The organism is Arthrobacter sp. TmT3-37, from assembly GCF_054510835.1.
Genome location: NZ_JBTNDU010000004.1, coordinates 193,581 through 205,901 on the forward strand (window position 1 = coordinate 193,581; position 12,321 = coordinate 205,901).

The 12,321-nt window shown below is 69.6% G+C and carries 10 protein-coding genes, 1 pseudogene and 1 riboswitch; of the genes and pseudogenes, 1 reads left to right on the forward strand and 10 read right to left on the reverse strand.

Annotated features, from left to right (window positions below):
- Window positions 1-26: 26 nt before the first annotated feature.
- A riboswitch (SAM riboswitch) is annotated at window positions 27-144 on the reverse strand.
- A 107-nt stretch (window positions 145-251) separates the two neighbouring features.
- From ACX80U_RS07980 to ACX80U_RS08000, 5 genes are all read right to left on the reverse strand, one after another.
- Window positions 252-1,130: an aminodeoxychorismate lyase gene (locus tag ACX80U_RS07980; protein WP_459268018.1), complete on the reverse strand. Its 879-nt coding sequence runs from the start codon at window positions 1,128-1,130 to the stop codon at window positions 252-254.
- A gap of 57 nt (window positions 1,131-1,187) precedes the next feature.
- Window positions 1,188-2,201: a galactofuranose ABC transporter, permease protein YjfF gene (gene yjfF, locus ACX80U_RS07985; RefSeq protein ID WP_133081305.1), complete on the reverse strand. Its 1,014-nt coding sequence runs from the start codon at window positions 2,199-2,201 to the stop codon at window positions 1,188-1,190.
- Window positions 2,201-3,232: an ABC transporter permease gene (locus tag ACX80U_RS07990; RefSeq protein ID WP_208740302.1), complete on the reverse strand. Its 1,032-nt coding sequence runs from the start codon at window positions 3,230-3,232 to the stop codon at window positions 2,201-2,203. Before ACX80U_RS07990 ends, yjfF begins: the two co-directional genes overlap by 1 nt.
- A complete protein-coding gene (locus ACX80U_RS07995) occupies window positions 3,229-4,752 on the reverse strand; it encodes a sugar ABC transporter ATP-binding protein (protein WP_208740301.1) in 1,524 nt (507 codons plus the stop codon). Before ACX80U_RS07995 ends, ACX80U_RS07990 begins: the two co-directional genes overlap by 4 nt.
- Window positions 4,753-4,850: 98 nt before the next feature.
- Entirely contained in the window at window positions 4,851-5,822 is a 972-nt protein-coding gene (locus ACX80U_RS08000; RefSeq protein ID WP_133081302.1) for a substrate-binding domain-containing protein, read from the reverse strand.
- Between the two features lie 212 nt (window positions 5,823-6,034).
- Between ACX80U_RS08000 and ACX80U_RS08005 the strand changes: the two genes are divergently transcribed.
- Window positions 6,035-7,057 carry a LacI family DNA-binding transcriptional regulator gene (locus tag ACX80U_RS08005; RefSeq protein WP_459268019.1) on the forward strand — a complete coding sequence of 341 codons (1,023 nt, stop codon included), beginning with the start codon at window positions 6,035-6,037 and terminating at the stop codon, window positions 7,055-7,057.
- 95 nt (window positions 7,058-7,152) lie between these two features.
- Here the strand turns inward: ACX80U_RS08005 and ACX80U_RS08010 are convergent, their stop codons facing one another.
- From ACX80U_RS08010 to pabB, 5 genes and pseudogenes are all read right to left on the reverse strand, one after another.
- Complete coding sequence (locus ACX80U_RS08010; protein WP_279628586.1) at window positions 7,153-7,278, reverse strand: hypothetical protein; 126 nt, start codon at window positions 7,276-7,278, stop codon at window positions 7,153-7,155.
- 147 nt (window positions 7,279-7,425) lie between these two features.
- Complete coding sequence (locus ACX80U_RS08015) at window positions 7,426-8,034, reverse strand: GNAT family N-acetyltransferase (RefSeq protein WP_459268020.1); 609 nt, start codon at window positions 8,032-8,034, stop codon at window positions 7,426-7,428.
- Window positions 8,035-8,177: 143 nt separating this feature from the next.
- Window positions 8,178-9,536: a Na+/H+ antiporter NhaA gene (gene nhaA / locus ACX80U_RS08020; RefSeq protein WP_459268021.1), complete on the reverse strand. Its 1,359-nt coding sequence runs from the start codon at window positions 9,534-9,536 to the stop codon at window positions 8,178-8,180.
- Between the two features lie 217 nt (window positions 9,537-9,753).
- Complete coding sequence (locus ACX80U_RS08025; protein WP_459268100.1) at window positions 9,754-10,209, reverse strand: arsenate reductase ArsC; 456 nt, start codon at window positions 10,207-10,209, stop codon at window positions 9,754-9,756.
- 120 nt (window positions 10,210-10,329) lie between these two features.
- Window positions 10,330-12,318, reverse strand: a pseudogene (gene pabB, locus ACX80U_RS08030) (aminodeoxychorismate synthase component I); the annotation flags it as partial.
- Window positions 12,319-12,321 lie beyond the last annotated feature (3 nt).

A 12,321-nucleotide genomic window follows, 5' to 3' on the forward strand; every position in this document is an offset into this window, starting at 1 on the left:
CCGTCTACCTCGGGACAGGCCGCACGACGCCGTACTTGCCAACCGGGGGACTTGGCCCGGCGGCCGAATCTTCACCTGGAGCACCCCACTACGGGAGAGGGTTGCTGTCCAGCCGGCCAGGGCCGATGGCTGGAACTCTTGATTTCAGGAAAACGGTAGGGCAGCACGAAGCGTCGGGTCAAAACGCGGATGCCGGGAAAGTGGTGTTTGACGTAGCAAAGGGCCCCGGAGGGGCCCTTTTGTGGTGGAGATTACACGAAACGATCCACCAGTCCGGTGAGTTCTGCGGTCAGGGCGGCGGAGGTCCGGAGCTCCGTGCCGTCCAGCGAGAGGACCGGCGCGAGGAGCCGGATGCTCGAGATCAGCCACACGGCGTCGGCGTCGAGGAGGTGGTGCGGTTCCAGCGGTCCGTAGCCGAGCTCCCACCCCTGTTCCCGGGCTGCGGCGAACAGTGCGCTCTGGGAGGTGCCCGCCAGGATGCCGCTCTCGAGCTGCGGCGTGAGGAGCGTCTTCCGACCGTCGCGGTCGTACGCGAGGAGCACGGTGGAGGTGGGGCCCTCGAGGACCTTCCCGTCCGAGGAGATGAAGATGACGTCGTCGGCGCCGTGCGCCTTCGCATGGCGGATGGCGGCCATGTTGACGGCGTAGGAGAGCGTCTTCGCCCCCATCAGCAGCCAGGGAGCACGCTGCGCCACCGTGCTGTCGTAGCCGCGCTCGAGGAACAGCACCTTCAGGCCTGCCTCCCGCTGCGCCAGGGTCGACGCCGGAACGGGTGCCACCGAGACCCAGGCCGTGGCCCGGCCGGCACCCTCGACGCCGCGGGTGGCGACGAGCTTCACGACGGCATGGTCCTCACCCGGTTCCGCTGCCGAGAACTCCCGCAGGCCGGTGCGGATGGCACGGCTCCAGGCCTCGGCGTCGGGCACCGACAGGTCGAGGGCCGCGGCCGACGACGCGAGTCTCGCGAGGTGCGCCTGCTCCTTGCGGGGGGATCCTCCGACGGCGAGGAGCGATTCGAAGATGCCGTCACCGCGGGTGGCGCCCAGATCGGTGGCCAGGAGCTGCGGCTGGGACGCGTCGACGACCCTGCCGTCGTCGTGGGCCGGGTCGAGGAACACGAGAACAGTCATGCGCTCCAGCGTATCGGCTGGGTCGCGGGAGCGGGGCGGACCGGTGCGGCGGGGCCGTCAGGTGAGTCTGGCCTTCCGCGTGAAGAGTTTCTGCAGCAGGATGAAGGCGAGGAGAAGCGCGCCGATCACGATGCGCGTCCACCAGGAACTCAGCGTCCCCTCGTAGGAGATGAAGGTCTGGACGATGCCGAGGATGAGCACCCCGGCGAGGGAGCCGAGGACGTAGCCGTATCCTCCGGTGAGCAGCGTGCCGCCCACGACCACCGCGGCGATCGCGTCCAGTTCCAGGCCCGTGCCCGCCAGGCTGTACCCGGAAAGGCTGTAGAACGAGAAGAGGATCCCGGCCACCGCCGAGCACAGCCCGCTGATCCCGTAGACGAGGACCTTGGTCCGGGGGACGGCGAGTCCCATGAGCAGCGCCGAGGATTCGCCGCCGCCGATCGCGTACACCGTCCGGCCGAAGCGGGTCTGGTGCAGGACGTAGAAGGCGACGGCGACGACCACCAGTGCGATCACGACGCCGGGGGAGATGAAGAGCCTGTCGGCCAGCGGGATCCTCGCCTGGGCCATCGCGGTGAAGAAGGGGTCGGTCACGGTGATCGAGTCGACGCTGATCATGTAGCAGAGGCCCCGTGCCAGGAACAGCCCGGCGAGGGTGACGATGAAGGGCTGGATCTCGAAGACCTGGATGACCAGCCCCATGAGAAGCCCGAAGGTCGCACCCGTCAGGATCACGAGGGCGATGACGGCTATCGGGTTCCACCCGGCCTGCAGGAGTGCTGCGGCGATCATCATGGAGAGCGCGACGACGGATCCGACCGAGAGGTCGATCCCGCCGGTGAGGATCACGAACGTCATCCCGACGGCGAGGACGATCAGGAAGGTGTTGTCGATCAGGAGGTTGAGGAACACCTGGCCGGAGAGGAACCCGGGGTACATCACGGCGCCGGCGGCGAACATCGCGAGGAACAACCCGGTCGTGGCGAGTGCCGGCGCGTAGCGCGCCTTGCCCTGGAGGCGGCTGATCCGGCTGCGGTTCAGCGGCGCCGGGGTGCGGGTGAGGACCGACATCAGATGGACACCTTCACTTCGGACTGTTCTGTCACGGGACGCCGGCGCCGGCCGAGCAGCGCCCGGGCCTTGCTGGACTGGAGGAGGCAGACGATGATGACGACCAGCGCCTTGAACACCAGGGTGACCTCGGGCGGGATCCCCAGCGTGTAGACGGTCGTCGTCAGTGTCTGGATGATCAGGGCGCCGACGAGGGTACCCACGAGGCTGTACCGGCCCCCCGCCAGGGAGGTTCCTCCGATGACGACGGCGAGGATGGCGTCCATCTCGATGTAGAGACCGGCGTTGTTGGCATCCGCGGCCGTCACATTGGAACTGATCATCAGGCCGGCGACGGCTGCGCACAGACCGCTGAAGACGTAGACGGTCCAGGTGATGTTGCGTGCGTTGAGCCCTGCCAGCCTGCTGGCGACCGGATTGATGCCCACCGCTTCGATGAGCGTTCCGAGGGCGGTACGCCGCGTCAGCAGCCCGGCCACGCCGAAGGCGACCGCCGCAATGAGGATGGAGATCGGGAGGCCGAGGAAGAATCCGGCGCCGATCGCCTGGTAGGAGTCGTTGGACACGGAGATGATCTGGCCGTCGGTGACGAGTTGCGCCAGTCCCCGCCCGGCCGTCATGAGGACGAGGGTGGCGATGATGGGCTGGATGCCGACCACCGAGACGAGGAAGCCGTTCCACAGACCGAGGGCCAGTCCCACCGCCACGGCGATGACCACCGCCACCGCCGCCGTGCGGAAGGAGGAGGGATCCGGGGAGTTGTAGATGTAGGTGCAGGAGACCGCCCCGGAGATGGCGGCCACGGCTCCCACGGACAGGTCGATACCGCGCGATGCGATGACGAGCGTCATGCCCAGGGCGATGAGGATCGTCGGTGCACCGTTCCGGAGGATGTCGATGAGGCTCCCGAACAGGTGCCCGTCCTGGACGCGCACGGCCAGGAAGTCGGCGCGGAAGAGCTGGTTGAGGAGGAGCAGGAGGACCAGTGCGAGTACGGGCCAGGTCAGCCGGTGCTTCAGGAGGGCGTTCATGCGTTCGTCCCCGCGATGATCGTCATGACGTCTTCCATGGTGACTCCGTCGTTGGCCAGGTCGGCGACCATCTCCCGGTCCTTGAGCACGGCGATCCGATCGCTCAGCCGGAGCACTTCCTCGAGCTCGGCCGAGATGAAGATGATGGACATGCCGTCGGAGGCGAGGGTGCTGATGAGCTTCTGGATCTGCGTCTTCGCGCCGATGTCGATGCCCCTGGTGGGTTCGTCGAGGATCAGCAGCCTGGGGTTCGTGATGAGCCAGCGGGCGAGCAGCACCTTCTGCTGGTTGCCGCCGCTCAGATTTCGAATCAGGGCGTCCTTGCTGGCCGGACGGATGTCCAGGGCCCTGATGAACTTCTCGGCCAGCTGGTCCTGCGTCGCCCGGGGGATCCGCCTCAGCCATCCCTTGCTGGCCTGCATGGCCAGGACCAGGTTGTCGCGGACGGACAGGTCGCCGATCAGTCCTTCCTCCTTCCGGTTCTCCGAGGAGAAGGCGATCCCCCGGTCGATCGCGGAGCGGGGAGTCCGGAGCGTCCGGACCGTTCCGCCGATCCGCAGGCTGCCCTGATCGGACCGGTCGGCCCCGAAGAGCAGCCTCGCGGTCTCCGTGCGTCCGGAACCCAGCAATCCTGCCAGGCCGAGGATCTCACCGGCGTGGATGGCGACGGTGACGTTACGGACGGAGCCCTTGCGGCCGAGGCCCTCCGCCTGCATGAAGGGGGCATCCTGCGTGCGGTCCGACTGGCGGCGGCCCTCGGCGTCCTCGAGTTCGGCGAGGGCGTCCATCTCCTTGCCGATCATCTTCGAGATGAGTGCCATGCGCGGCAGGTCCCGGGTGAGGTATTCGCCCACCAGCTTCCCGTTGCGCAGGACGGTCATGCGGTCGGAGATCTCGTACACCTGCTCGAGGAAGTGGGACACGAAGAGGATGGCGACGCCACGGTCGCGCAGCGTCCGGATGACCGCGAACAGTTGCTGGACCTCGTCGGCATCGAGGCTGGAGGTGGGCTCGTCCAGGATGAGCACCCTGGCGTCCACCTGCACCGCCCGTGCTATCGCGACGAGCTGCTGGAGGGCGATCGAGTGGGAGGACAGGACGGACCCGGGGTCGATGTGCCCCAGCTGGAGCTGCCCGAGGACCTCCCTCGCCTTCCGGCGGACCTCCTTCCAGGAGATGCCCCCGCGCCTGCGCGGCTCCCGCCCCAGGAGGATGTTCTCCTCGACCGACAGGTTGGGGCAGAGATTGACCTCCTGGTAGACCGTGCTGACGCCTGCGGCCTGTGCCTCCGCAGGGGAGGTGAAGCGGTGGTCCGAGCCCATCACGGTGATCGTCCCGCCGTCGATCGCGTAGACGCCCGTCAGGGCCTTGATCAGTGTCGACTTCCCGGCGCCGTTCTCCCCCATCAGGGCATGGACCTCACCCTGGAACAGCCGGAGGTCGACTCCGTCGAGCGCCTTCACGCCGGGGAATTCGATGGAGATCCCGGCCATCGCGACCACGGGGACGATCTCGTTCATTGTCCTGCCCTTCTGTCGGGGATGCGGTGGCCCGGCTACCGCATCCCCCGTCGTCGACCCGGACACCCGCTTCCGGTGTGCCGGATCCGGTCGAGCTCCTAGTACTCGCGGCTGGCCAGGACTTCCTTGGCCTGCTCCGGGGTGAAGGCGGATTCCTCCGTGACGACGCGGGCGGGCACCTCCTCGCCGGCGACCACCTTCGCGGCCAGGTCCATCAGCTGCTCCCCGAGGAGGGGGTTGCACTCCACGATGTAGTTGATCTTGCCCTCGGACAGCGCCGTCATGCCGTCCTTGACGGCGTCGACGGTGATGATCTTGATGTCCTTGCCCGGCACCTTGCCCGCGGCTTCGATCGCCTCGATCGCCCCGAGTCCCATGTCGTCGTTGTGGGCGTAGACGACGTCGATGTCCGGGGTGTTCTTGAGGAACGCCTCCATGACCTGCTTGCCGCCGCTGCGGGTGAAGTCGCCGGTCTGGGACTCGACGATCGTGAGGTCGGGATCCGCCGCGATGGCCGCCTCGAACCCTTCCTTCCGGTCGATCGCGGGGGCCGCTCCCGTGGTGCCCTGCAGCTCGACGATGTTGATCGGGCCGTCCGTCGACGCCGAGTCCTCGACGAGCCAGTCGCCGGCCTTCTTGCCCTCCTCGACGAAGTCGGACCCGAGGAAGGTCTTGTACAGGGAGGTGTCGGCGGAGTCGACGGAGCGGTCCGTCAGGATCACGGGGATGTCGGCATCCTTGGCTTCCTTGAGGACGGTGTCCCAGCCCGACTCGACGACGGGCGAGAAGGCGATGACGTCCACCTGCTGCTGGATGTAGGACCGGATCGCCTTGATCTGGTTCTCCTGCTTCTGCTGCGCGTCGGAGAACTTGAGGTCGACGCCTGCCTCCTTGGCGGAGTCCTGGATCGACTTGGTGTTGGCCGTGCGCCAGCCGCTCTCGGCGCCCACCTGTGCGAAGCCCATGGTGATCCCGTCATCGGAACCGCCTCCTGCGTCCGAGCCGCCACCACACGCCGTCAGCGCGAGGGTGGTCGCTGCGATGACCGTCACGAAGGATTTCTTGAACACTGCTGCCTCCTGGAATTCGGAACCGCAGCAAGGAGCACCTGCACCGTCGTTGCTGCGCGGGCGTCGTGCCCTGGCTGCAATTGTGAACGCTAACAATTAGACGGTCAAGTGATTCCGGTCACATTTTTGACACGGTGTGGAACGCCTCGGAACGACGTCGCCGGGGGCGATACACGCTCCGGGTTTCGTGCATACTGGGACCACGTGGGGAGATGGGCGACAACTCGATGGCCGAAGTAACAGCACCGCGGGGACCGAGCCTCACGGACGTGGCGACGCTCGCAGGGGTCTCGCACCAGACGGTGTCCCGTGTGGTCAACCGGCACCCCAACGTCAGCGACGCGACCCGTCGGAAGGTGCGGGCGGCGATCTCGGAACTCGATTACCGTCCCAACGCCGCCGCGCGCTGGCTCGCCACGGGGCGGACCCATTCCATCGGCATCCTCGCCGGCGAACTGGCGCAGTACGGGCCGTCGAGCGTCCTCATGGGCATCCAGGACGCGGCCCGGAGTGCCGGCTACTTCCTGACCGTCGTGACCCTCAAGGACTACTCCGAGGCCGCCGTGGACGAAGGGCTGAGCGGGCTGCTCAACCACGGGGTCGAGGCCGTCGTCGCGGTCACCCCGCATGTCTCGGCCCTCGAGGTGCTCGCGAAGGTCCAGACCAGCATCCCGATGGTCATGGTGGGCGGCGGCGGCGGGATCGACGGCGACGTCTCGCTCGATCAGGAGGGTGGAGCGGCGCGGGCGGTGGAGCACCTCGTGGAGCTCGGACACCGCCGGATCGCGCACCTCGCCGGGCCGCTGGACTGGGTGGATGCGCAGCGCCGGGTGGACGGGTGGCGCAGGGTGCTGCGCGCACACCGGCTCGGGGACGGAGCGCTGTACCAGGGGGACTGGAGTGCGCGGTCCGGCTACGACGCCGGGATGCGGCTCGACGTCTCCGACGGCACCACCGCGGTCTTCGCCGGGAACGACCAGATGGCCCTGGGACTGCTGAAGGCGCTGCGTGAGCGGGGCTGCAGCGTTCCCCGCGACGTGAGCGTCGTCGGTTTCGACGACGTTCCCGAAGCCGAGTTCTACGAGCCGTCGCTGACCACCGTCCGGCAGGAGTTCCACGACCTGGGCCGGTCCTGCATCGACGCCCTGATGGACCGCGGGGCCCGGAGCGCGGCGGACGCGGGCCCGCTGCGCCTGGTCATCAGGGGGAGCACGGGACCTGCCCTGCCGCACTGAGGGCGGCCCGCTGGTCATCCCTCGGCGCATACCCTGCCGGGACGCAGGAGAGGCCGGACCGCATCCCGCGGTCCGGCCTCCGTCGAAGGGAGGTGTTACTTCTGGTCGCCGTCCTTGCCGTCGAAGGTGTCCTTGGCCTTGTCCTTGGCCTGGTCGACCTTCTCGGGGTTGTCCTGCGCGTAGTCCTTGGCCTTGTCGGCCATTCCACCGATGTCTGCCATGTAGTGACCCTTCAGTCGAACTGGTCCGCGGGCTCCCGTGACCGCCGCGGTCTGACCCCTCCATGGTGACCCGATCGCATGCCCGACGGTGCGGCGAACCCCTGGTTGACAACGGTGCTGACGTGTCCGCCGTCTCCGGATGCGGTCCTAGCCGCGGGGCCGCATCCGGTACAGCAGGCTGTCGCGGACCATGGGCCACTCGTGGGCGAGGATCGAGAAGACGACGGTGTCGCGCAGCTCCCCGTTCCGGGCGCGGGTGTGGCTGCGGAGGACGCCGTCCTGCCTGGCGCCGAGTCGCGAGATCGCCTCGCGCGACTGGTGGTTGAGCCAGTGCGTGCGGAACTCGACGGCGGGGCACCGGAACTCCTCGAAGGCGTGGCGGAGCAGGAGGTACTTCGATTCCGTGTTGGTCCCGGTCCGCTGGGCCGAGGCGGCGTTCCAGGTGGAGCCGATCTCGACGCGCGGGGTGTCCCGGTCGATGTTCATGTAGGTGGTCATGCCGATGATCCTGCCGGGCCCGCCGCTGCCCGGCTCGACGAGGCGTGTGGTGAAGGGCAGCATGGAGCCCGTGTCCTGCAGGGCGAGGCGCCGGTCGATCTCCTGCCGCATCCCTTCCCGGGTCGGCACGGAGGTGTACCAGAGGTTCCAGAGCTCGCCGTCGGCGGCCGCGGCCACCAGGCCGTCGTGGTGCTCGTGGGCGAGGGGTTGGAGGACGACGCGGTCTCCCTGCAGGGTGGTCGGTTCGAGGGAGGCCATGCACCGACCCTAGTGCGGGTGCGCCGGGAGGCGCCACGGCGGTGTGGTTCCCTGCGGGCGGCTCGAGTTGCGGGCGGCATGGAATCGCAGGACGGCCTGCCGATGCACCGACGAGGCGGTGCCCCTGCCCGGACCAGGCGTGGTCAGGGGTGGTGGGGCTGCCCGTGCTGGTAGACGTCGGGGGTGCCGTCGTCGTCCGCGTCGATCTCCTCCTCGGCCTGGACGGTGCGGTAGTGCCTGTTGCGGCTGCGCAGGATGATCGCGGACAGGAGGGCCGCGGTCAGCGACGCGGTGAGGATGCCGACCTTGGCGTGGTCGTTCGTGGTCCCGCCGTCGCCGAAGCTCAGGTCGGCGATGAGGAGGGAGACGGTGAATCCGATGCCGGCGAGCAGGGCGACCCCGACCAGGTCCACCCACTTCAGGGATGCGTCGAGGGTGACGCGGGTGAGTCTGGTGAGCAGCCAGGTGGTGCCGACGATGCCGATGGGTTTGCCGGCCACCAGTCCGGCGATGATGCCCAGGGTGACGGGGTCGGTCAGGGCAGACAGGAAACCGCTCCAGCCGCCCACGGCCACGCCCGCGGAGAAGAACGCGAACACGGGCACCGCGAAGCCGGCCGAGAGGGGGCGGAAGCGGTGCTCGAAGATCTCGGACAGCCCGGGCCCTGCACCGGGTCCACCGCTCGCCCGGCTGCGGATCACCGGTACGGCGAACCCGAGCAGGACTCCTGCGACCGTCGCGTGGATGCCCCCGGCATGCACGAGCGCCCAGACGGCGAAGCCGATCGGGAGCAGGATGAACCAGGCCGCGGCGGGCTTCAGGCCGAAGAAGCGCCGGTACTTCTGGGCGAGGACCGTGAACAGCGCCAGCGGGATCAGGGCCAGGAGCAGCGGCGCGAGGTGCAGGTCGTCCGAGTAGAACACCGCGATGATGGTGATGGCCAGCAGGTCGTCGACCACCGCGAGGGTGAGCAGGAAGATGCGCAGGGCGCTGGGGAGGTGGGAGCCGACGATGGCCAGGACCGCGACCGCGAACGCGATGTCGGTGGCCGTGGGTGTCGCCCAGCCCTGCAGGGTCTCGGGGTTGGAGAGATTGATCACCGCGTAGACGAGGGCCGGTACCGCGACCCCGCCGAAAGCTGCGGCGACCGGCACGACCGCCCTGGTGAAGCTGCGCAGATCCCCGGCGACGAACTCCCGCTTGAGTTCCAGCCCGACGAGGAAGAAGAAGACCGCGAGCAGACCGTCCGCCGCCCATGCCCCGAGGCTCAGCTCCAGATGCCAGGGCTCGTACCCGATCCGGAAGTCCCGCAGGGCGAAATAGCTTGCCGAGGCAGGGGAGTTGGCCCAGATCAGGGCCACGGCTGCGGCGAGGACGAGCAGGATCCCGCCGACGGTCTCCTTGCGGAGGATCTCGCCGATCCGCAGGACCTCCGAGTAGGAGCCCCGGCCCAGGATGCCGGATCGGGGTGCGGGTGTGGGCTCGGGTGCTTCTTCGGCCATGGGAGGATTCCTCCTGGAATCGGGGTCGACGACACAATCTGCCGACCAGACTTCCCGGCTCACCGCACTCCACTCTACCCACCGGCACCGGCACGGGGAACATCCTGCTGCCGCGCTGCTCGTGCCGCGCTGCTCGTGCCGCGCTGCTCGTGCCGTGCGGCGATCCCGGCCGCCGGAGCGGCTGCGGACGGTGTCGTCCGGCGCTGCGGAGCAGGTCCTAGCCGGGCAGGAGGTCCTCGATGAGGTGCTGGATGCGGCGCTTGATCTCGTCCCGGATCGGTCGGACGGATTCGACTCCCTTGCCGGCGGGGTCGTCGAGCACCCAGTCCTCGTACCGCTTGCCGGGGAAGTACGGGCACTCGTCCCCGCAGCCCATGGTCACGACGACGTCCGAGGCCTCCACCGCGTCGGTGGTGAGGATCTTCGGGGTCTCGGCGGCGATGTCGATGCCCTCTTCCGCCATGGCCTCCACCGCTGCGGGGTTGACCTGGCCCGCCGGCCGGGAACCGGCGGACAGCACCTCGATGCGTCCTTCGGAGAGGTGGTGCAGGTAGGCCGCGGCCATCTGGGAGCGGCCGGCGTTGTGGACGCAGACGAACAGGACGGAGGGCTTCGCCGCAGAGGCGGTGTCCGCAGGTCCGGGTCCGGCCGGCGGGGTGGTGTCCGTGGTCATGAGGGTCTCCTGGTCGGCACGGGTCGGGACGGGATCGGGGAGGGGAAGGGGGTCACCGACGGGCGCGCGGTCGCCAGGAAACCCGGCACCCAGGGCCGAGAGGACACCGCGCGCCTTCGTCCGGACCTCGTCCCACTCCTCGGCAGGATCGGAATCGGCGGTGATCGCCCCACCGACGCCGAGCGTGAGGTGCGTGCCGCCGTCGTGCTCCCGCAGGACGAGGGTGCGGATGACGACGGCGAGGTCCGTGGCGCCGGTCAGGCTGAAGTATCCGGCTGCGCCGGAGTAGGGGCCGCGGGGAGCCCCCTCCAGGCCGTCGAGGATGGCCACGGTGCTGATCTTCGGTGCTCCGGTCATCGATCCGGCCGGGAACGCCGAGGCCACGACGCCCGCCCGGGCACTCCCGGGCCGGAGGCGCGCGTCGATCGTGCTGACCATCTGGTGCACGGTGGCGTAGGTCTCGATGTCGCACAGCCTGCTGACCGTGACGGATCCCGGCACCGCGTGGTGCGAGAGGTCGTTGCGCAGCAGGTCCACGATCATGATGTTCTCCGCGCGGTCCTTCTCCGACGAGCGCAGCTCCTCGCGGAGGAGGGCGTCGGTCGCCGGGTCCGCCGACCGGCCGCGCGTCCCCTTGATGGGCTCGGCCCGCATCCGGCCGTCGGCGGTCAGCTCCAGGAACCGCTCGGGGGACGTGCTCGCGACGGCGAAACCCGGGAAGCGGAGGAAGGAGGCGAACGGGGCAGGGCTGCCGGTGCGGAGCCGGAGGTACGCGCTGAGCGGATCGATGGCGTCCGTGCGGGCGGACAGCGAGGTGGTCAGGCACACCTCGTAGGTGTTCCCCTCGGTGATCTCCGCCTGGGCGCGGCGCACCTTCGCGAGGTACTCCTCGCGGGAGTCCCGGGCGGCGAACCGCGGCACGGGCACGGGCAGGGGGAGGGGCGGCGGGGCGGGGGCCGGCGTGGCGAGGGCCTCGCGCGCGCGGGCACGCCAGACGCCGAGTTCGGCGTCGGGACGGCCGTCGGAGAGGGTCAGCAGGAACACGGCGCGCTCGGCGTGGTCGAGGACGACGGCGCGGCCGGCGAAGATCAGAGCGGCATCGGGGAGGGCCCCCTCCACCGGCGGGGTGGATTCGCCGCCCGTCTCCCGCTTCAGCTCGTAGCCCAGGTAGCCCAGCCAGCCCAGCCCGAACTCGCACCCGAGGCCCTCCGGGGTACGCACGGCCCGGCGACCCCAGGCGTCGTCGAGCCATCGGAAGAAGGGCTCGCGGATGCGCGTGGTGACCGCACCCGCCGTGATCTCGGTGACCCCGGCGCGATGCAGGGCCTGCTGCCCGAAGACGCCGCCGGAATCGGCCAGGATGCTGAACCGGTTGCGCTGGTCCCGGCCGGTCGTTCCCGTGGCGTCGGAGCTGTCGAGCCACACCGCGGCCGGGGAGGCCCCGTACAGCGTGGAGAACAGGGCGGCCGGGTCCGGCACCGCGTCGATGCGCTCGCAGTCCAGTGTCAGCCCGCGCCGCCCGGCACGCTCCGGAGCCAGCAGGACGGCGCACGAGGGCAGCCCGGTGAGGGCCAGGCGCACGGCCTGCGGTGACGGCGGACCGCGGTGGCCCTGCACGAGGACGTCGGCGGCGGCAGCCGGATCGTCCTCCGCCAGCCAGGCGTCCTCCTGGTCCGCCCACCGCTGCCAGAAGGGCGCATAGGTGTCGCCGTCGCGTTCCAGTGCCGTGCGCATCCTGACCGCATCGGCCGCCTCGACCCAAATGACGGCGTCGAGGTGCGCGCGTGCCGCCGCGGCCGCGGCACCCACGCCTTCCAGGAGCACGATCTCCGCCGCCGGTGTCGTGTGCTCGGCGCCGTCCCGCCCCCGGTCCCAGTCCCAGGCATTCCAGCGGGCGGTCCGCCCTGCCGCCAGGGGACGCAGGACGCGCTCGACGTAGCGTGCCGTGCCGTCCGCGAGCCCGTCCCACCCGGGGTAGACGTCCTCGAGGTGGAAGAGGCTGACGCTGTGATGCTCACGGAGGAGCGCGGCGAGCTCGACGGCGAGGGTCGTCTTGCCCGCACCGGACCGGCCGTCGATCGCGATGAGCAGCGAGGAGGAGGTGGGCATGGG